Genomic DNA, 20,096 nt, shown 5'->3' on the forward strand with positions numbered 1-20,096 from the left:
TTTGGCTGGACTCATTTATGGGGCAAACATAACTAAAAATCCAATACTGCAAGTTTTTTTACATAAAAAATTCATCAACACAAACCAATGATTATCAATATTTTATGTCTTAAAAATCAAAATAACGATTCGTGAAAAGCAAAACTGGCCAGTAACAAAACGCTACTGACCAGTTTAGGTTTTTAAAAATATGTTGAACGGTACTGCCTAACCTACCAATGGTGGCTTGTCGTTAATGAACGGCTGCTTGTAAAAGCGTCTTCCCGTTGCTTGGTACAGTGCATTGGACAATGCGCCGATTGCCGGGGGTAGGGAAGGTTCTCCCAAACCAGTCGGGTCGATACCGTTGTCCACAAAGTGTACCTCAATATTCTTAGGTGCCTCGGAGTGACGAATGAGTCGATAGGTATCAAAATTGGACTGCTCTGGTCTACCATTTTCAAAGCTCAGGGCACTGTAGGTGGCGTGACCGATACCATCGATCATACCTCCTTCAATCTGGTTTTTGGCTGCCAGTGGATTAATTACGATACCGCAATCCACAGCGCAGGTGATTTTATCCACTCTGGGCATATCGCCCCCATCTTCCAGCTCCAGTACTTGTGCAACGTAGGAGTTGTGGCAGTAATAGGCCGCTACCCCACGCGCTTTGCCCGTATCGGTACCCCAATTGGCTTTTTCTTTGACCAACTTAAGGACGCCTGCATATCGTTCTGGATCGTAATCGTTGTTTTCCGGATCGCCCACAGGGTTGTTGATGGCCCTATCAAAAAGTTCCAATCTAAATTCCAATGGGTCTTTTCCAGCAGCTTCGGCCACTTCATCCATAAAGGCTTGTTCGGCCCCTGCAATAAAGTTAGATCGTGGTGCTCTCCAAGCTCCAGTAGTTACATTGGTGGACAAGCTATGCTTTTCTGCCAGGTAATTATCCACGGCACCCGCTGGGAAACGATTTTCGAAAACCAAATCATCGTTGGTTCCTGCTCCACGAACGTGCCAAGCAATCAAATTGCCATTTTCGTCCAACCCGGCCCTATACTTAACCTTATAAGAAGGTCTGTAAGTACCTTGGGTCATATCATCTTCCCTTGTGTACACCAATTTTATGGGTGCATTCATTTTTTGGGAGATTACGGCGGCCTCGATAACGAACGGGCCATAAAGTCTACGACCAAAACCACCGCCCATTCGGGTCATCATGATATCTATTTTTTCCAAGGGCATGCCCAAACGGGCAGCCAAAGATTTTTCTGCAAATTCCGGGGTCTGTATGGGTCCTAAAAGTTCAGCCTTTTCTGGGGTAACATGTGCAAAAAAGTTCATGGGCTCCATGGTATTGTGCGCCAAGTACGGAGCTGAATAGGTGCTTTCCACAATTTTTGCCGCCTTTTTGAAAGCCGCATCCACATCACCATCTTTTCTTGCAGGAGTCTCTGTGGGCTTTTCCAACAGTTGGGCCAGGGACTCTTCGTGATAGGAGGTACTTTCCGCCATAGAGTCTTGCTCCCACTCTACATTGAGCGCTTTTTTTGCCTGCATGCATTCCCAAGTGCTGTTCCCTACGATGGCCACCAATTCTGGAATACCTCCTTGATCGGACCATTGTTTTTCCATGCCTTCGGGATAGACCTCAAAGTGGAATACATCTTTGATTCCGGGCATTGTTTTTACGGCGTCGGCGTTCATTCCCTTGTATTTCATTCCGAACGCAGGGGGATGAACGATCATCGCTGTCAACATACCTTCTTTGTACACATCCAATCCAAACAAGGGTTTACCGGTTACAATGGCTTTACCATCCACGTTTTTCTTGTCGGTACCGATAATGGAAAAACTATTGTTGTCCTTGAGTTCTACTTCGTCGGGCACTTCAATGCTCGTTGCAGCAGAGGCCATTTCACCATATCCAGCCGATTTTCCGCTGGCTTCATGGGTCAGGGTTCCATCTTTAGTGGTGATTTCGTTGGCTGGCACGCCCCATGCCTGAGCTGCCGCCTCTTTCAACATATATCTTGCGGTAGCACCGGCCATTCGCAAACCTTCCCACCCTTGTCGGATGGACTGGCTACCTCCGGCCAACTGCCGGGTAAAGATAGCCGTGTTTAGGGGTGCTTGTTCCACGATAACGTCTTTCCAGGCCACATCGAGCTCTTCGGCCACGATCATGGGCATGGATGTTTTTACGTTTTGCCCTATTTCAGGGTTTGGGGACATAATGGTTACCAAACCATTGTCGCCCACCTTTAAAAAGCCGTTCAGTTCGAACCACTCCTTGGGCAGGCTGTTGACCTGCTCGGGCGTCATTTTACAAGAAGCCAACCAATTAAACCCAATAACGAGTCCACCACTGGCCAGTCCTGCATTCCGAATAAAGGCGCGTCGTCCTATTTTAGTCTTTACAAGTGTCATGATTACTGTTTTTGGATTTATGATTTGGCCGCTAGCTTGACGGCTTTCTTGATTCTGGTATAGGTACCACAACGGCAGATGTTACCGTTCATGGCCATTTCGATTTCCTCGTCGGTCGGGTTTGGGTTTTTCTCCAAAAGCGCCGAAGCGGTCATGATCTGACCCGCCTGACAATATCCACATTGGGGCACATCCACCTCTAACCAAGCTTTTTGGACCGGATGATCGCCTTCTTCCGATAATCCTTCTATCGTAGTGATTTCCGAATTTCCTACGGAAGACACTGTGAGCATGCAAGCCCTTGTTGCCGTTTCATCCAAATGAATCGTGCAAGCACCGCATTGTGCGATACCACATCCATATTTTGTTCCCACTAAATTGAGGTGATCTCTTAAAACCCAGAGCATGGGTGTAGACGGATCTACATCCACCTCCTGTTGTTTTCCATTAATGTTGAGTGTAAATGAAGCCATATGAGTTGATTAATTGTCCTTCAAGTTAAAGATTTATTGTCTAAAATGAGTGGAGAAACCTAAACATCCTGTTAAAATTAACATTGTTTTTTGGTTTTTCGCCCTTACTTAAAACCAGTATAAATAACTCGGCCATATTTGGTATTTTGACCGTGATAAATGCAACAAGCCAAACTTTATTTTTTAGTAGGCCAATCGGGCAAAAACAGGCAAGTGATCGGAAGGATATCGGGTATCCCTGGAATCGCTCAAAATGGCACTTTTAAGCACCTCAAAATCATCTGAAACAAAAATGTAGTCAATTCTCCGCTCCACAGGCTCATTAAATTTAAACCCATTAAATGTTCCCTTTGGACCAAAAGCATTGGTTCCTGCTGCAATGTGGGCATCGGCCATTGCGGTTAAGATTACCTGAACCCCTTTACTATCACTTTCCAGATTGAAATCTCCCATAATCACCACGGGATCATCCTCAGTGTTCAGCTCCTTGGCTTTTTCTAGAATCAATTTGGAACTTTCTTCCCTAGCTTGTGCACCCACATGATCAAAATGGGTATTGAAAACCATGAAACGGGTGCCATCCTCCCTTTTTTCAAAAAGACCGTAGGTACAGGTTCGGGGCAAAGCAGCATCCCAGCCTTTGGATGGCTTTTCGGGGGTGGTAGACAGCCAAAAGGTGGATTGTTCAATAAGTTTCACCGTTGTGGTGTTGTAAAAAACCGCGGTGTGCTCCCCACGCTCATCCCCATGGTCACGACCCACCCCAAAATAGGCGTACTCCTTTAGACCATTATCAATTTCTTTCACCTGATGAATCAATCCTTCTTGGACACCAAATACATCGGGCCGGTAAAAGTTGAGTTGCGAAATCAAAAATTCCTTTCGGTTGTCCCAATGATTGGGTGCATCACCCGGATTATCGTAACGGATATTATAAGAAATCACGTCGATGGACTGTGCTTGCATGTGGAACATCAACCCAACTGAAAAAAGAATTAAAAGAATGTGTTTCATTGTATTTGCGATTAGCCGTACTGCAAGATAAATGGACCATTAAAATTTTACGGCGTTTTCCCGTTACCAAATGATTAAAACGTTCCTTTTTAAGCTACACAGAGATTATTGTCCGAAACGTGAGATTGATTCTTGGGACTAACACTTTTTTGGTGAGTGGTAAGCGGTGCAACCAATGCGTTTGTGTTGCGCCCTTCATCACCAGCAGGCTCCCATGGTCCAAGAACAACTCCACCTTTTCCTTGGTGGTTTTGTGCTTAAAGACAAATTTCCGATCCGCCCCAAAGCTAAAGGAGGCAATGGCCCCTTGTTCTTTTAGTTCCTTTTCATTGTCCGTGTGCCAGCCCATTCCCTCTTCCCCGGAATGGTATAAATTGAGCAGACAGGAATTATAGGTTTCATTGGTCAGGGTTTCGGCGATATCTTTGAGTTTTTGTAGCGCTGGAGTCCAAGGCAAAGCCTTTTTGGTGCTATTGGAATAGGTGTAATCAAAAGGTTTGTCTCCATACCAGGCCACTTTTCGCTTGGTTACGATTCGTTTACCGAACATGTGCACCACATCCTGCTCCCAAGGTATATTTTCAAGTAGTGTTTGATAGTACTGGTCCGCTTCTTCCTTTGGCATAATAGCACCAAAATATTGCACCACACCATCCATGGGGAGCCAATTCTTAGATGGGTCTACTTGATGTGTAAACAAATCCATAACTCGTTGCCTATTTTTATAGTTTTCCCTTTTAGTTAAATCCGATTAATCTAGGTTACTTTAGTCCATTCTTTGAAGTAGCATCAATATTAAATTCCCCCAAAGATTGAATCTTCTAAAACAGAGTTTATGGTTATAAATTCAGTTTCGCCTTAAGTTGATTGAATTCAACCAACAATTCTTGGTAACGGTCTTTTTCTTCTTGCCCGGGTACTTTGTCGCCACTACTTAAAATGTAATATAAATAGGAAATTTGGGCCACCATTACTACCTCGGGATAAGCGCCATCATCATTTTTGAGTTCCTTTAAAATATCTTTGTAAGGCTGAAGCTGACTTTCGCTGGCGTTGGCCTTTTCAAGTTCCTTTATCTTTTCCTCTACCTTATCCTGCAACATTCGAGCATCGGACAACAGGTCTATAACCTTGAACTGAAGTGCCTGTTGCGCCTGCAAATCGGCCATGGTAACGCTATCGCCTTCCAGTTTTGGGTCCATCAATATCTCAAATGGCTTTTCGAAAGACTGGTCTCCAACGGTCAACTTGGCGGTGTATTTGCCCGGCAAGGCCATGGGGCCATTTCGATATCGTCTTCTTTTATTCTTTGCCCAAGCGCCTTTTTGCTCTAGGTTCCATGCAAAACGATTAATACCCTTTTTGGTTTCCAATTTTTCATCCATGTACACAAAGGTCATGCTCAGGCTCATGTCCTCCACTTTTTCCGTGGTGGATTTGAGCTGCGTGGAATCACTTACAATGGTGGCAACTTCTTTGCCTTGGGCATCCAAAATTTGCAGGCTCACCCCGTCCTTGATGTCAGAAGGCAGATAGTAGTCAATAATTACACTGGTCGATGGGTAGTTTGGAAAATCGCCTCCCCAAGGGGTTTGATATCGGTATGTATTATCCGGTTGGAACAATACCGGGCTATCGCCCAATTGCGTAATTTTTTCATCCTGAAGCGTGGTCACTTTGTCCAAGATCCAGAACCCACGGCCCATGGTACTCAATACCAAATCCCCTCGGAATAGGGTTATATCGGTAATTGGGGTGACGGGCAGATTTTGCTGAAATTTTTTCCACGTAGTACCGTCGTCAAAAGACACAAACATTCCGTATTCAGTTCCCGCGTAGAGCAATCCTTCACGCACCGGATCTTCACGTAAAACCCTTGTGGTGTAATCGGAAGGAATTCCGTTGGAAGTTGTACTGATAAGCTCCCAACTTTCCCCATAGTTGTCGGTTTTGTAGAGATAGGGGGTTTCGTCCCCCAATAAATGACGGTCCACGGCGATATAGACCTTGGCCGGATCAAACTGTGATGGTTCCACGGACTCTACCCTACCACCTTTGGGCATTTTTTTGGGTGTGACGTTCTTCCATGTTTTCCCGCCATCCTTGGTCACGGAGATGACCCCATCATTGGAGCCGGTCCAAATCAAGCCCTTGCTGATTTTCGATTCCCTTATGGAATATAGGGTGCTGTAGTATTCCTCCCCTGTAATGTCGCGGGTAATGGGATTACCAGAGATTACTTGTTTATCGGGTTCATTGGCCGTAAGGTCTGGGGAAATAATCTCCCAATTTTGTCCGCCATTGTTGGTTTTGTGCAAAAATTGGGACCCCATGTAAACGGTTTTGGGGTCGTAAGGGGACACATGGATGGGTGCCACCCGCTGAAATCTGTATTTTAAATCCTTTGGATTGTGTCCGTAAATGTTGGATGCCCCAATGGAATATTCACGGCTTTGTCCTGTTTTCTTGCTGTATACGCTAAAGCGTCCTTTACAATTGTTGTAAACGATGTAGTGGTTGCCCGGCATGGGGATCACCGGTCCAGTTTCGCATCCCCCTACATCCAACATCACCGGTCCATTTATTGGAGAAGTTGCCGAAGGAGCCCTACTAGGAATGGCCAAGGTGGTATTGTCCTGCTGAGCGCCATAGACCCAATAGGGATATTGGTCATCCACCGCTACTTGATAGATTTCCGCGGTAGGTTGGTTGTATTGTGTGGACCACGTTTTTCCGCCATTGTGGGAAACATTGGCGCCTCCATCGTTACATTGGATCAACAAATCTGGATTATGGGGATTCAACCATATATCGTGGTTATCGCCGTGGGGCACACTCATGCGTGTCCAGGTTTTACCACCATCTGTCGACTTTATTAGAGGGTTGGCATTGGAATACACAATGTCTGGATTGGTGGGGTCCAACTCAATATTGGTATAGTAAAATGGTCGGTTGACCAAACGTTCATCATCCGAAACATGGACAAAGGATTTTCCTTGGTCTACCGATTTGTACAATCCCCTCTCCTCTCCCGGGGCTTCAACAACAGCATAAAGTATTCTTGAATCTACCGGGGATACAGCCAAATCAATTTTACCGATCAAACCTTTTGGGAGTCCGTCTTCCAATTTCACCCAATCTTTCCCTCCGTTCACGGATTTATAGATGCCACCTTCGCTGTTTTCACCTCCTGAATCTATGGTCCATGGAGTCCTTCGCGATTTCCATGCGGCTGCGTACACCACGTTGGGATTTCCTGGCAATAATTCCAAGTCGGCAAAGCCCGTTTCCTCGGAAACATACAATACCTTTTCCCAGGTTTTTCCGCCATCGGTGGTTTTAAAAATACCTCGTTCTTCGTTGGGTTTAAAGGCGTTTCCAATAGCCGCCACCCAGACTATATTGCTATTGGTGGGGTCTATTTCCACGGCACCGATCTGGCCTGCATTCTCTAGGCCGATGTGCTCCCATGTTTTGCCGGCATCTATGGATTTGTACACTCCTTTACCAGAGATAATATTACTTCTGATACCGTCAGAACCGGTTCCCACATATACGATATTGGCATCGTTGGCAGCGATTTCAATCGCACCGATGGAAGGTGTTTTGAAAAATCCGTCGGATACATTGTGCCAAGAGGTTCCATAATCCTCGGTTTTCCAGACACCGGCACCAGAAGCCCCAAAATAAAAGGTTCCCGGTTGCAGAGGAGTTCCAGTTACCGTAGTTACACGGCCTCCTCGTAAGGGACCAATGGTACGGTATTGCAAAGCTTCAAAATCTTGTGCAAAAAGGGCAAAACTCAGTAAAAATGAAAAAAGGAAAGAAAAAGAACGTTGCTTTAAGCTCATGAGTCAGTTGAATAGTTTGGTTGAACCCCAAATCTACTAAATACCTAGCCAATCTGAAACGGTCGGGAATAGAATTGTCGGATTTTATGACCAACGAAAGCTCTCAATACAAATGATCCGTCATCTTTTTCAAGCCAACCTCTGGCAAAAACTGATCTGAAATAGTCAAAATCGCATGCAAGTTGTCCCGTAATCGATCTAACTTAATCGCCTCGGGGTTTAGAGAAGTTTGTAAAAGATGAAGGGCCATATCGGCAAGAAGCAAACGCTGTTTTTCCAACCAGGCTTCATCATTTTTTTGGGCAGGGTGCTGTACATAGGCCGTTTCTATTTGATTGTGCAGTTCCCAGCTAACGTTTATCATTGCAATTCTTTCCTCTTTGGTCATACATTTATGTTTAGCACGTACCAAACCAGTTTGGTACGTGCGTGATTAATTCCAACGGTTAGGTCGAGTTGCCGTTTTAAACATTACCCTCACCTAAACGGTATGTGAGAGGTCTTGGTTCCAAATCCCCGTGGCTACGGTTTTTTCTACGTAGGTATTGAAATCAGTGGCAGGCCGTCCCAAAACTTCTTCCACATCATAAGATATTTCTTGATTATCCGGGTTGCCCAATACCTCTTGGAACAGGTATCCGAAGAGCCAAACATAGGAGTCGGGCAATCCGGCCTGCTTCATTCCCGCTTTGAACTCCTCAATGGTGATCGGGTGAAACTGTATTTCCTTTCCGATTCCTGCGGCCATGGCCTCCACAGCCTCCCCAAAGGTCATTTTTCGGGGTCCGGTTACAGTGATGGTCTGTCCGTTGTAGCGATCATCCACTAACACTTTGGCCACTACATCGGCGATGTCATCAGCATCTACAAAGGGAATCTCCGCCTCTGGCATCGGCAGGGCTACTTGCCCGTTCAATACGAATTCCAAAAAAGCACCCTCACTAAAGTTTTGATTGAACCATGAGGCTCGAACCAAGGTGTAGTTTAACCCTGAGTTTGCGACAATGTCCTCGCAAGCCTCGGCTTCCTTCTCCCCTTTACCGGATAATAGCACCACCTTTTCCAATCCTTCCCGCAAAGCGGCCTCCGTAAGTTTTTCAATGGCTTCCTTAGACCCCGGGACGGCAAGGTCGGGATAGTATACGATGTAGGCCCTATCCATTCCCTTTAAGGCGGCGGCATAGGAGGATGGGTCCTCCCAATCGAATGCCGGGCTCGTTTTTCTACCAACAACCCTTACGTTGTGGCCTGATTGAATTACATTTTCCACAACACGGCGGCCCGTTTTTCCGGTTCCGCCAATAACTAAGATGTTCTCTGTTTTCATGACTGTTATTTTTAGTTTTAATGTTAGTTCTACTTCAAAAAATGATTGGTATGATCAGGAATTGACTGTTTCCTTTTTTCCATATACCTCGACGTACCAATAACACGTTACCGTGATGACAAACTCCATTCCGATAAGCCAAAAGCCAATGGCGGTGAAGAAACTGTAATAACTTCCTCCATAGGGCTCAATGAACAGGGGCACTGTGACCAATGCATCCAAAACCGCTGCAATCAAAAAGAAAACAAGCCCTAACCAGTAACCTTTGGTGGTGTTATTTTTCCTGTAGTATAATTTTGACCCGAACCAAACCAACGGTACTACGCCTATGGACAGAAATATATTGGCTTGTAGCTCAGGGTTCTCCAAAATCGGGATATAAAAGGAAAAGGTATAAAGGCTCACCCCGATAATCCAGATAAAAATACCTATCCCAATAGCTCTTACATGTTTCATGACTGTTCGTTTTTTGATTGTTATGATTTAATTTTTGTGAATACCGTGATGAGCGATATCAAAAAGGAAGCTAAAGCAAAAAGGGTACGGATGGCATGAAACCGATTCCATTTGGTTTCATAATAGTCCCTAAACGATTTCATTCTTTCCAAATCAAGTGCGGAGAGGTCCATGGCCTCCAACTCGTTGTTCAAAGGGACATTCCCCATAACGGTAACTGCGATGGTACCCAAAAGATATAGTAAGGATGACGCCAACAGCAGGCCAAAGGCCAACTTATCCGTTTGAAATTGGTAACTGGCCGCAACTCCCAAAGCGACAATACTTCCAAAGAAAACAATGAAAAATAAGGGGTTGAGTATGGCCCTGTTGATGGATTGCATGGTCTCTAGATAAGACAAGTCCGATACTTTTTGGGTTCCGGGAATTACCGATACCGACCAGGCATAAAATAGGCCAGCTGACAATCCTGTCAATACAACCGAAGCAAATAGAGAAATTGTTTTGATAGAAACATCCATGATACACCTGTTTTTGATTTCTGGTGTAAAATTGGGATGATCGGGTCGGCCATGCTTGACCCTTTTTGCCAATCTTTTGACATTTTAAGCCAAACTCGCTGTTTTACTGTTGGTTACGGAATTCTACAGGTGTTTGGTCAGTCCATCTTTTAAAGGCTCGATTAAAAGCACTCTGTTCGGAAAAGCCAGTTTCAAAAGCGATTTCGGCTATACTTCTTGAACTGTTCCTTAATAGATTTGTGGCTATACGCTCCTGTGTTTTTTTGATAAGATCCCGAAAAGACACTCCGTTATCCGCAAGCCTGCGGGCCAAGGTACGGTTGCTCATCCCCATAAGGCTCGCAATGTGATGTATGCTAGGGATACCGCTGGGCAGGGCATCCTGTATCAAGTTTTCACAATCGCTGGCAATTCTATTGGCATTGATTTCCATTCCCTTGGTCTCCTCCTCTACGCGCTCCACCAAAAAACGGTTGATGCTTACATCGGCCTTTGCCGTTCGCATTGCCAAATCTGCCGTGGTATAGGAGATGGAATACTGGGGTTGATTGAAGTGAATGGGACAATTGAACGCCTTTTCGTAGCTACTGATATCCGAAGGGGCACTATGTTTAAAACAAACTTCGGTCGGAGAGATGTTGGACTCCGACATGGCCCGAAGCACGACAACCGTTGCCGAAAGTGTGGCTTCGTTGGACAACTCCAATCCCTTGCGGTGGGGTTCCCTCAATAAATGGATGACAGAAAAGGGATTTCCCTTCTCCACCTTAAAAACATAGGTGTTGGACAGCATCTTAAAATACCGTTCCGAGCGCTCAAAGATTTCTCCAACATAGGAACAAGTGCGCCACGAAAGTCCCAAAACCCCATAATCCTCAATCTTCATTTGCTGTCCTACCCTTATGGAAAAACCAGGACCCAGCGTATCATCCAAACGTTCGTGGAGTTCAAAGAATTCCTCTGCTGGAACCGCTTTAACCGCTTCCAAATCCTTATAAGGTGTTTTGAATGCATTGAGATAGGCCATAGCTACCCCCTCTTTCAGGGCACAGTCCATCATTTTCCGGTAAAGGCTTACGGCGGTATATTTCATCCTCAAGAAAATTTTGACGACCACCCCACCTTGTACCTTAACACCTCTAAGCTGTCGGTAAACCAAAATGCTTGTTATGCCCATTATTTGGGTCGAAGGGGATCAAAAAAAGATTCGATAGCTCAATATAAGCATCTTTGGGAATATGATGCCCTAATGCGTGAATGGTGCATTAGAGACCTATCTGTTTTTTAATGGATAATAGTATTAAAATAGATAGCAGCTTTGGTGATAAGCTATTTATTCCTTTCATATGAACTTATAAATGTAACTGCTATACCCACGCTCCATAAATCATTTGAGAAAACCTAGATTTTCAACATAATTGCAACCGTATATCCTAGAATAGATTACAATATCCATCTTTTTAACACATCTAATCGATAGGATTTATTTTTTATGAAAAATATTCATAACTTCATCTGTAGTTCTCCTACAAAAAAGTAATTAAAAGGTTTACAACGATGCCCGTGTACCGACTTGGATAGACATCATTCAAAATAGCACTTTATGTGGAGAAATATACTAAAAACAGCCATTGCGCTCTACATTCCACTTCTCATCTTCTCTTTGTATTGGGGTTATGAACAAAAGCAAAGTCTCATACAAGGTATGGGAATCATACAGCAGCGGAACATTCTCAATAAAAGCTATCACCTGATCGATCAAAGCATCAATTTGATCAGTATAACCTCCTTTTGGTCGGATATCAACTTTCCTGAGGCCTTTTCAAAAACCAACCCCCTTGATGCTACCTTCATCAACAACTACATCCGAATTATGCAGGGTTACCCCATTTATGACCAATTGCGGTTTATCGACTTGCATGGGGAGGAGGTGCTACGGTTTGAAAGAATAGCCCGAGACAGCATGGCCCCTAAAAAACCGCAAAACAAAATCGATAGGGACTATTTTAAAAGAGGACTGGACCTTGAGAGAGGCCAAGTCTATGTGAGCCCCATTGAGCTGAATAAGGAAAATGGTGTGATTGAGGTTCCCCACAGACCGGTGTTGCGAGGGGTGACCCAAATTTTTGATGGCAACGATGTGCAGGTAGGATTGGCCGTGGTCAATTTTAACATGGACAACATTTTCAGTTTTATGAAATCACGAATTACTGAGGATAACTTTTTCTTGCTGGATACCGATGGCCGTATCATTACCTCCAATCTTGACTTTAATACCCTTGCGCATCAAAATAAGATGACCCCAAAGGACTCCTCCATCCAAAAAAGATTGGAGCTAAAAAACCTCATTTTTAAGAAGGATACCTTTTTTATGGAAAACGGGAGTCTCTGGACCTATCAAAATGTGCGAACAGGATATGAAAGGGATGTGGGAATGAACCGCTATGCGGGCATGGCGGAAATTGTTTCCGATAACGATTGGGCCATTGTCCAAGAAATTCCGCCCACCTACCTCAGGAGCCGTTTAGATACCATTCGTAAAAACTTGATTCTTTTTAACGTACTCACATTGGGTGTCATCGGCTTAATTGGTTTTGGCTATGCCCACACCCAAAAGGAAAAACGAAACTTTGTTGCCCAGCTCAAAAGAAAAAACAAAGAACTTTTGGCCAGTAAGGCCAAGCTCCATGAATCCAACAAGCTGGTGGAACGCTCCAATGAGCAACTAAGGGTTCGCAATAAGCAACTGGAAGATTTTAACTATGTAGTGGCGCACAACCTGAAGGCTCCAGTGAGCAGTATGAACATTATTGTAGACCTCTTGAGCAAATCCCCTGACCAGAAAACGTTTGAGGAACTGTTCCCAAAACTGGAAACCATTTCGTCCAACATTCAGACCCTGACGGATGATGTGCAAACCTATGTGTCCATTTTGAACCAAAGGGAGCTAGAGCTGGAGAACGTCAACCTCCTTTTAAAGCTGAAGGACGTAGAAAAGGATTTTGTGGAACGACTACTCGATGAGGAACAACAAAACTTTACCATCGAATATCATTTTGATGAATGGCATGCCTTGAAATGCAACAGATTCTATATGAGGAGCATTTTGCACAATCTGTTATCCAACGCCCTCAAATTCCGACGGCCCGATGTAAAATCCCATATCATTTTTGAAACCGCTTGGGAAGACGGCAAGAAAGTTCTTTATGTGAAAGATAACGGTCTTGGTATTGACCTAGGGCGGCATGGTGACAACCTTTTTAAATTGTACAAACGATTCCATCGCGATGTTTCCGGTAAGGGAATGGGGCTTTTTATTGTAAAATCCCAATTGGAGGCCATGAACGCTTCCATTACCGTAGACAGTGAGGTCGGTGTTGGTACCACATTCAAAATTAAATTCAACAATTCCTAATAAAAAGAAATGAGAAACCCCAGTATCCTTTTAGTGGATGATGACGAAGTCTATATCTACGTGACCAAGAAAATCTTGGCCAATATGTCCGATGATATTTCCGTAAAATCCTTTAATGATGGGGAACGGGCCATCGAATTCATCCAAACCTGCACACAGGAGAACAACCCGCTACCCGGAGTTATTTTGCTGGACATCAATATGCCCTATTTGGATGGGTGGGGCTTTTTATCGGAGTTCAAAAAACTAGTGCCCAAATTGTCGGGAAAAGAAGTGAACATTTATATGGTGACCTCCTCCAATGACCCGCACGATATGGAGCGGGCCAAAGAATTTGAACAAGTTACTGGCTACGTGGTAAAACCCGTTTTCGAGGACAAGTTGGCGGAAATTCTAACAGATGTTTACGATGAAAATTGGTAGATCATGTTTTGACCCAGTTTTAGGGGGATTCTAAGACTTTGCTGATTTTGCTCATATCCCAACTCGGGATTTTGTTGGTACTTTGAGGAATATACCATCTTAGTTCCCATGAAGTACCTTGTGTTTTCGGTGATTGGTGCCTACCTCCTATTGGCTTGTTCGGGGCCAAAGGAAAAGACGTACCCACAAAAACTACCCATGACGGAATCTGTTTATGCTTCGGCGACCGTTCAACCGGACAGTCTGTACCATGCCTATTCGGTGGCCACCGGCATTCTTGAACATATTTGGGTGGAAGAAGGCGACACCGTTTCCAAAGGGGATTTGCTGCTTCAGATCAGCAATACTTCCCCGGAAATGAACAAGGAAAATGCGCGACTGGCCCTTGAACTCGCTCAAAAAAATTATACGGGCACCTCGGCGGTATTGAACAGCATCAAAGATGAAATCGAAGCGGCAGTGTTGCAATTGGGCAATGATTCCATCAACTTTTACCGACAAAAAAAGCTTTGGGACCAAAACATTGGATCTAAAGTGGAGTTTGACAACAAAAAACTGGCCTACGAACTTGCCCGAAACCGACTCGATGCCCTAAAAAAGAAATTTGAACGAACCAAAAATGAACTTGAAACACAGCTAAGGCAAGCGGAAAACAATTACAGATCATCGCTTACCAACACCAACGATTTTACCATTACCAGCAAGATTAACGGAACGGTATATGCACTGTACAAAAATCTTGGGGAAATTATCACTACCGTAGAACCCGTGGCAACGTTGGGCATGACCAATAGGTTTGTTGTGGAACTGTTGGTGGATGAGGTCGACATCATCAAACTGCGCAGGGGACAAAAAGTCTACATTACCTTAGATTCCTATGGGGATACCGTATTTCAAGGTACAGTGCACAAAATCTATCCCCGAAAAGATGAGCGCTCACAGACCTTTACAGTGGAAGCCATATTCAACACCCCTCCAGAAACATTATATCCGGGGCTTTCGGGAGAGGGCAATATTGTCATTTCCGAAACCAAGGAGGCATTGGTGATTCCAAAAACATATCTGATCAATGGTAGCACGGTGTTGACAGATGAGGGGGAAACACAGGTAACCACAGGACTGGAAAATATGTCAATGGTCGAAATCCTTGACGGCATCGATGAACATACGGCACTATATCCACCCGAGCCATGATCAATTGGAGCGTCATATTGGGCATTGCCAAAACCCATCTTATTACCAAGATGAAATCCACCATAACCGCCACCCTTGGAGTCACTTTTGGAATAGGTGCCTATATTACTTTGGTAAGTTTTATGACGGGGCTCAACACCATGCTGGATAATCTGGTACTCAATCAAACACCACATATCCATTTGTATAATGAAATCCGCCCGTCCGAGGACCAACCCATCACTATGACCGAGGCGTTCCAAAACGGATTCAACGTAGTTCACTCCATTAAACCCAAACTGAGCCAAACTAAAATCCATAATGCCCTCCCCATTCTCAGTTATCTCAAAAAGCAACCCAATGTAGATGGAGCAACCCCGCAGCTACGGGCCCAAATTTTCTATCTGTCAGGTTCCATGGAACTTGGGGGAAACTTGGTAGGGGTCGATATTATGGAGGAAGTCCGATTGTCCAATCTACGGGATAACATCGTGGAAGGCTCCCCGGAGGACCTGAAAAACAACGCTAACGGAATTCTCCTCGGCTCAGGTTTGGCCGAAAAGATGTCGTTAACCACAGGAGATAGAGTGCAGATCAGTACAGTATCCGGCACCGTGTTCCCGCTAAAAATTGTAGGCATCTATCAAAGTGGGATTGCGGAGGTAGATAATGTGCAAAGTTTTGCCAATCTAAAAACGGTACAACGTATTTTGGGGGAGGCAGAGAATTATGTTACGGACATCAACATTAGATTGGTGGATATTGCCCAGGCGGAATCCTTGGCCAAACGCTTGGAAAATCAGTTTGACGTGCAGGCCATGGGAATCAATGAAGCCAATGCACAGTTTGAGACGGGTTCAAACATTAGAAACCTCATCACCTATGCAGTTTCCATCACCTTACTGATCGTAGCCGGATTTGGTATCTACAATATCTTGAACATGTTGATTTATGAGAAAATGAAGGATATTGCCATTCTCAAAGCCACTGGCTTTTCGGGAAATGATGTGCAGCTCATTTTTATGGGTCAGGCCATGATTATAGGAATCGTTGGAGGTGCTTTGGGTCTGTTGATCGGCTTTTCACTTTCAAGCCTTATCGATCAAACCCCTTTTGAAACTGACGCTTTGCCGACGATTACCACCTATCCGGTAAATTACGACCCCGTTTATTACCTCATCGGGATAGTTTTTGCCCTTTTGTCCACTTTCATTGCAGGTTACCTGCCCTCCCTGAGGGCCAAAAAAATTGACCCTGTAAAAATTATTCGAGGAACTTGATATGGGGGCTATGGAATTTGTTTTAGAAACCAAACATATCAACAAATACTTTCGCAAGCCAAAGGAATTTCATGTGCTAAAGGATATCTCCTTTGGAGTGAAAAAGGGAGAGTTTACGTCCATTATGGGGAAGTCCGGCTCCGGAAAATCCACCTTGCTCTATATCCTGTCTACCATGGATACAGATTATGAGGGGCAATTATACCTCAACGATCAACTGATTACAGGTAAATCCCATAAGGAACTGTCCCGCATACGAAACAAGAACATTGGATTTGTATTCCAGTTCCACTATTTATTGTCGGAATTCAGTGTTTTGGAAAATGTGATGTTGCCCGCCAAAAAGCTTGGGGAAAAGTCCCTTGCGGAAATTGAGCACAATGCGCAACAAAAACTGGAAATGCTGCACATTGGTCATTTGGCCCATCAACGGGCCTCCAGGATATCGGGAGGGGAAAAACAGCGTGTGGCCATCGCCAGGGCTTTGATCAACGACCCCACTATTTTGATGGGAGATGAGCCCACGGGGAATTTGGACAGTCATAACTCGGACAATGTGTTCAATATCTTCAAAAAACTAAAGGAGGAACAAGGATTGTCCCTTTTGGTGGTGACCCATGATGAGGATTTTGCGAAAAGGACCGATCGCATTGTTCAATTGGAGGATGGTAAAATTATGTCGCAGTGATAACTATTTACCTGCATTTGACCGCTTGCGAAATACCTCGGATGATTTAAGCATCTGCATAGGTGGAATACAATATCTTCAACTGTAGCCCTGAGGCCATCTGAGTTTGTATTGGTCCATGCTGAGGAAGGCATGAAAAGAAAACTGAGCTACTGGGCTGTGGATGATACCCTGACCCGTTCCATGGAAGAAGTCAACCTTCCATCTTCGTCCATACCCTCAATAAACAACAAAATATCTTCGTATCCGTAGTCGGGTATTTTTAGTGTACACGTCCCGTTTTTACTGATGGTGGGGTTTGGATACCATCCAATGCTTCCAAAATAACGGAACGACTCACTGGACAGGTTGTTGTACTTGGGCGTATAGTATTGCTTTGCGGGCATAAACCCATTGGATACCCTATGGGTAAAAAACCTTTCATCCGGCGTGAATTTGTCCGAGTGCCCGGCACCAACGTCGCCCTCCTTGCGGGTATAGACCCGAATGACGCCCCCTGCCCCTCCGGCTTCCATGGCCCCGGTACGATCGATATAATAGCTTTTTACCCTAGTAGTGGGGAAATCCAACAAAATATCAAAATCAGGATAGCGGACATCATCAATGTATAGAATCGGGGATGGTTGTACCAAAGAAAAGGACAAGACCCGTTTTGTGGTGATGCGTATCCTATCGTACCCCGCATTGGGAACCTCCCAAACATTGAAACCACTGGAACGTATAATATCCAGCAATCGAGGATAGAGTCCCTCCGTCTCCTCGGTCACAACTTTTAGGTTACCTTCGGACACAAAGGGTGTGGTGATTCTTTTGATAGCCCTGTTTTCGCTTACCACTACTTCCTCAAGGCTAATCGTATTTTGTTCCGGTAAAACAAAGTTTTGCAGTTCAACTTCTCCCAAACCATCCACCAGCACGTCATTTTCTATTCCCCTAAAAGGTTCCAGTTCATATATTCTATCCGTGGATTGTCCTGTATCCAACCTCAAAAAAAGATTGGGCATGGAGAGCTCGCCACGCTTGTTCAGCAAGGTAAGCCTCAGCTCTTCGCCCTGTTCCACAAAATAATTGTCCAAACTAAAGGCTTCTGATTGTTCCGATAATGGGATGACGGTAGGTTCACTTTGATTACCAGCATAAACCAAAAGGTCGGTACTCTTGGGGACCTTGGAGTTAATGGAGCCGAATACATCAATTCCGGCCCGATATTGTATTTGCTTTTGGGGAGGTTTGTTGAAGATGTTGTCCCAATCATACTTGGACCAGCCCTGTGTGAGCAACAACAGATCCAAATCTTCCATGGCACGTTTAGAAAAATCCATAAAATACTGGTCGGCCTCTTCGATATAGCCACGCACATAAGGTTTAAGCAAAAATGAGCTTAGGATATTGGAACTGAAATTGTAGGCTTTGGTGCCTACCGGAAGCACTGAAATACTCGCAAAAGAGGTTGTACGCTTTTCAAACCCGGTGAGGACCACTTCCATGGAATCCTTGTCCACCTTTTGCACATTGGCGTCCAACGATAGGGTTTTTATTTGCTTATCATTAAAAAACAGTCGTTCCGCAATGGGCACTCCACGGTTATCTATCAAGGTAAGAATATTCATGCCCGAATGGAGCTCGCTCTTATCCAAGATATGGGAGGCATAAAGCTGATTTTCTTTGAAAACCACATCCAAACTTTTGAGCAATCCATCCCTATGGATAAGAATACTATAGGGTTTTTGGCCAATTGCTCGTTTTGTCTCGGCATTGGTCCCCACCAAAACCAAAATCCTGTCATCCGCTATATTTCTGGTGGATAGCACTAGCCCCAACGAATCGATAGCTGGGAGTGGCACCCTCCACTCCTTACCATTAGGGTTTGACACGGTGGCCCAATACCGTTCGCTTGCAGAGGGGGTCATTACCACTTTTGCAAAACCAAGTCGATTGGTCCTGAAACGAACTATTTCTTCTCCGATTTGGTTCCTTATGATACCAACCATATTGGCCCCAGCATTCCCATTTTCATCAATCATCTTGATACCCAAAACACTTTGTACATTGGAGACCCAGTGTCCGCTTTCGGGGAAAAATTGAATATCGTAATCCTCTGAAGGGTTATTGTTTTCAAGCACCAATTCGCTATTCAACACCATAAATTGCTGAACAAAGGAATCATCCTCCTTAAGGTCCTTCATCCAACTAGTGGAAGCTTTGATATAATATTGCCCATCCACAAAAGAGGAGTCTATGGCTATTTGTCCCTGAAGCTGCCCCTCCTTACTCAACACCAAGTGTTTTTCCTTCTGATTGCCATCCTTGTCATAAATACCTACATATACATTTACAGCTTCCTTAAAGGGCTCTGCCTTCACACGATTATACATATATCCTTTAAACCAGATATGCTCTCCACGTACATAAGTACTTTTGTTCATGTGTAGAAAAATAGATATGCGGGGATTGCCAAAGTATTCCTGAAAAGCAGGCTTGATTTTACCTGTGACGGATAAGTTTTGTCCAAAAAGTGGCAGGGCGAGGAAGAACAACAATAAACCCAATATCGAATTCTTGGATAACATTGAAAGGATTTTACAGATTGAATGTTTTTAAAGATACCACTTTCGGGAGTGATGTGAGTTAGTGAAAAGTTAATATGAAAACTAAAGAGAAAACCCCGACATAGAAGACCTGAAAAGAAAAGAATCCCTAATTGTTTATCCGCAGCAACGCTTCAGTGCTGTAAAGGGAATCGTGCAGTTAAAATTTGGGCTTAACCAGTTAAGATAGACAAGCTACAAACAAAAAACACTGAAAATCATAAGATTAACAGTGTTTTGATTTTACTTAAATAAGGTAAGTCGGGATGACTGGATTCGAACCAGCGACCACACGCACCCCATGCGTGTACGCTACCAGACTGCGCCACATCCCGAAATCAGCTTAATGCTGATAAAATTTCAAAAAATAAAACCCAAATTTAAATTCCGCCCAACTGCAAAGCAGTCTGGGTACCAGACGGAGTTTATCCTGAGCGTAGCCGATGGGCCACATCCCGAAAAGGGACTGCAAAAATAA

General features: G+C 44.3%; 17 protein-coding genes and 1 tRNA gene. 6 read left to right on the forward strand and 12 right to left on the reverse strand.

Annotated features, from left to right (window positions below; translation table 11 throughout):
* Positions 1–207: 207 nt before the first annotated feature.
* The 10 genes from GGE08_RS06515 to GGE08_RS06560 form a co-directional block, all read right to left on the reverse strand.
* A complete protein-coding gene (locus GGE08_RS06515) occupies positions 208–2,409 on the reverse strand; it encodes a xanthine dehydrogenase family protein molybdopterin-binding subunit (RefSeq protein WP_179384090.1) in 2,202 nt (733 codons plus the stop codon).
* Positions 2,410–2,426: 17 nt separating this feature from the next.
* On the reverse strand, positions 2,427–2,882 hold the full coding sequence (locus GGE08_RS06520; RefSeq protein ID WP_179384091.1) for a (2Fe-2S)-binding protein: 456 nt from the start codon (positions 2,880–2,882) through the stop codon (positions 2,427–2,429).
* Positions 2,883–3,065: 183 nt separating this feature from the next.
* Positions 3,066–3,896, reverse strand: a complete 831-nt coding sequence (locus tag GGE08_RS06525) for an endonuclease/exonuclease/phosphatase family protein (protein ID WP_179384092.1) — start codon at positions 3,894–3,896, stop codon at positions 3,066–3,068.
* Positions 3,897–3,990: 94 nt separating this feature from the next.
* Entirely contained in the window at positions 3,991–4,602 is a 612-nt protein-coding gene (locus GGE08_RS06530) for an alpha-ketoglutarate-dependent dioxygenase AlkB family protein (protein WP_179384093.1), read from the reverse strand.
* 133 nt (positions 4,603–4,735) lie between these two features.
* Complete coding sequence (locus tag GGE08_RS06535; protein WP_179384094.1) at positions 4,736–7,747, reverse strand: VPS10 domain-containing protein; 3,012 nt, start codon at positions 7,745–7,747, stop codon at positions 4,736–4,738.
* Between the two features lie 103 nt (positions 7,748–7,850).
* Positions 7,851–8,135 (reverse strand): hypothetical protein, encoded by a 285-nt coding sequence (locus GGE08_RS06540; protein WP_179384095.1) that lies wholly within the window; start codon positions 8,133–8,135, stop codon positions 7,851–7,853.
* A 93-nt stretch (positions 8,136–8,228) separates the two neighbouring features.
* Entirely contained in the window at positions 8,229–9,074 is an 846-nt protein-coding gene (locus tag GGE08_RS06545; protein ID WP_179384096.1) for an NmrA family NAD(P)-binding protein, read from the reverse strand.
* 54 nt (positions 9,075–9,128) lie between these two features.
* The gene (locus GGE08_RS06550) at positions 9,129–9,530 is read right to left on the reverse strand and encodes a DUF5367 family protein (protein ID WP_179384097.1); all 402 of its coding nucleotides are present in this window, start codon (positions 9,528–9,530) and stop codon (positions 9,129–9,131) included.
* Positions 9,531–9,550: 20 nt separating this feature from the next.
* On the reverse strand, positions 9,551–10,051 hold the full coding sequence (locus GGE08_RS06555) for a DUF1772 domain-containing protein (protein WP_179384098.1): 501 nt from the start codon (positions 10,049–10,051) through the stop codon (positions 9,551–9,553).
* A 103-nt stretch (positions 10,052–10,154) separates the two neighbouring features.
* Positions 10,155–11,144 (reverse strand): AraC family transcriptional regulator, encoded by a 990-nt coding sequence (locus GGE08_RS06560; RefSeq protein ID WP_179384099.1) that lies wholly within the window; start codon positions 11,142–11,144, stop codon positions 10,155–10,157.
* Between the two features lie 510 nt (positions 11,145–11,654).
* Here GGE08_RS06560 and GGE08_RS06565 point away from each other — a divergent pair.
* The 5 genes from GGE08_RS06565 (at position 11,655) to GGE08_RS06585 (ending at position 17,030) form a co-directional block, all read left to right on the forward strand.
* Positions 11,655–13,466 carry a sensor histidine kinase gene (locus tag GGE08_RS06565; protein ID WP_179384100.1) on the forward strand — a complete coding sequence of 604 codons (1,812 nt, stop codon included), beginning with the start codon at positions 11,655–11,657 and terminating at the stop codon, positions 13,464–13,466.
* A gap of 9 nt (positions 13,467–13,475) precedes the next feature.
* Positions 13,476–13,889: a response regulator gene (locus GGE08_RS06570; protein ID WP_179384101.1), complete on the forward strand. Its 414-nt coding sequence runs from the start codon at positions 13,476–13,478 to the stop codon at positions 13,887–13,889.
* A gap of 108 nt (positions 13,890–13,997) precedes the next feature.
* Positions 13,998–15,083, forward strand: a complete 1,086-nt coding sequence (locus GGE08_RS06575; RefSeq protein WP_179384102.1) for an efflux RND transporter periplasmic adaptor subunit — start codon at positions 13,998–14,000, stop codon at positions 15,081–15,083.
* Positions 15,080–16,342, forward strand: a complete 1,263-nt coding sequence (locus GGE08_RS06580) for an FtsX-like permease family protein (RefSeq protein WP_179384103.1) — start codon at positions 15,080–15,082, stop codon at positions 16,340–16,342. The genes GGE08_RS06575 and GGE08_RS06580 overlap by 4 nt, the downstream gene beginning before the upstream one ends.
* A gap of 10 nt (positions 16,343–16,352) precedes the next feature.
* Complete coding sequence (locus GGE08_RS06585; protein ID WP_179384104.1) at positions 16,353–17,030, forward strand: ABC transporter ATP-binding protein; 678 nt, start codon at positions 16,353–16,355, stop codon at positions 17,028–17,030.
* Between the two features lie 149 nt (positions 17,031–17,179).
* Here the strand turns inward: GGE08_RS06585 and GGE08_RS06590 are convergent, their stop codons facing one another.
* Both GGE08_RS06590 and GGE08_RS06595 read right to left on the reverse strand, forming a co-directional pair.
* Positions 17,180–19,456: a hypothetical protein gene (locus GGE08_RS06590; RefSeq protein WP_179384105.1), complete on the reverse strand. Its 2,277-nt coding sequence runs from the start codon at positions 19,454–19,456 to the stop codon at positions 17,180–17,182.
* 423 nt (positions 19,457–19,879) lie between these two features.
* A tRNA-Pro gene (locus GGE08_RS06595) sits at positions 19,880–19,953 on the reverse strand.
* Here GGE08_RS06595 and GGE08_RS06600 point away from each other — a divergent pair.
* Complete coding sequence (locus tag GGE08_RS06600; RefSeq protein ID WP_179384106.1) at positions 19,920–20,096, forward strand: hypothetical protein; 177 nt, start codon at positions 19,920–19,922, stop codon at positions 20,094–20,096. The genes GGE08_RS06595 and GGE08_RS06600 overlap by 34 nt on opposite strands.

Origin of the sequence: Allomuricauda sp. ARW1Y1, assembly GCF_013407935.1 — a bacterium.
Taxonomy (GTDB): Bacteria; Bacteroidota; Bacteroidia; order Flavobacteriales; family Flavobacteriaceae; genus Flagellimonas.

What these genes read in the sequence shown, in the direction of transcription:
- GGE08_RS06560 (WP_179384099.1), bottom strand. Translation starts at nt 11,144, where the DNA reads ATGAAATATACCGCCGTAAGCCTTTACCGGAAAATGATGGACTGTGCC.
- GGE08_RS06530 (WP_179384093.1), bottom strand. Translation starts at nt 4,602, where the DNA reads ATGGATTTGTTTACACATCAAGTAGACCCATCTAAGAATTGGCTCCCC.
- GGE08_RS06585 (WP_179384104.1), top strand. Translation starts at nt 16,353, where the DNA reads ATGGAATTTGTTTTAGAAACCAAACATATCAACAAATACTTTCGCAAG.
- GGE08_RS06550 (WP_179384097.1), bottom strand. Translation starts at nt 9,530, where the DNA reads ATGAAACATGTAAGAGCTATTGGGATAGGTATTTTTATCTGGATTATC.
- GGE08_RS06565 (WP_179384100.1), top strand. Translation starts at nt 11,655, where the DNA reads ATGTGGAGAAATATACTAAAAACAGCCATTGCGCTCTACATTCCACTT.
- GGE08_RS06515 (WP_179384090.1), bottom strand. Translation starts at nt 2,409, where the DNA reads ATGACACTTGTAAAGACTAAAATAGGACGACGCGCCTTTATTCGGAAT.
- GGE08_RS06580 (WP_179384103.1), top strand. Translation starts at nt 15,080, where the DNA reads ATGATCAATTGGAGCGTCATATTGGGCATTGCCAAAACCCATCTTATT.
- GGE08_RS06545 (WP_179384096.1), bottom strand. Translation starts at nt 9,074, where the DNA reads ATGAAAACAGAGAACATCTTAGTTATTGGCGGAACCGGAAAAACGGGC.
- GGE08_RS06555 (WP_179384098.1), bottom strand. Translation starts at nt 10,051, where the DNA reads ATGGATGTTTCTATCAAAACAATTTCTCTATTTGCTTCGGTTGTATTG.
- GGE08_RS06590 (WP_179384105.1), bottom strand. Translation starts at nt 19,456, where the DNA reads ATGAACAAAAGTACTTATGTACGTGGAGAGCATATCTGGTTTAAAGGA.
- GGE08_RS06540 (WP_179384095.1), bottom strand. Translation starts at nt 8,135, where the DNA reads ATGACCAAAGAGGAAAGAATTGCAATGATAAACGTTAGCTGGGAACTG.
- GGE08_RS06520 (WP_179384091.1), bottom strand. Translation starts at nt 2,882, where the DNA reads ATGGCTTCATTTACACTCAACATTAATGGAAAACAACAGGAGGTGGAT.
- GGE08_RS06535 (WP_179384094.1), bottom strand. Translation starts at nt 7,747, where the DNA reads ATGAGCTTAAAGCAACGTTCTTTTTCTTTCCTTTTTTCATTTTTACTG.
- GGE08_RS06575 (WP_179384102.1), top strand. Translation starts at nt 13,998, where the DNA reads ATGAAGTACCTTGTGTTTTCGGTGATTGGTGCCTACCTCCTATTGGCT.
- GGE08_RS06570 (WP_179384101.1), top strand. Translation starts at nt 13,476, where the DNA reads ATGAGAAACCCCAGTATCCTTTTAGTGGATGATGACGAAGTCTATATC.
- GGE08_RS06600 (WP_179384106.1), top strand. Translation starts at nt 19,920, where the DNA reads ATGCGTGTACGCTACCAGACTGCGCCACATCCCGAAATCAGCTTAATG.
- GGE08_RS06525 (WP_179384092.1), bottom strand. Translation starts at nt 3,896, where the DNA reads ATGAAACACATTCTTTTAATTCTTTTTTCAGTTGGGTTGATGTTCCAC.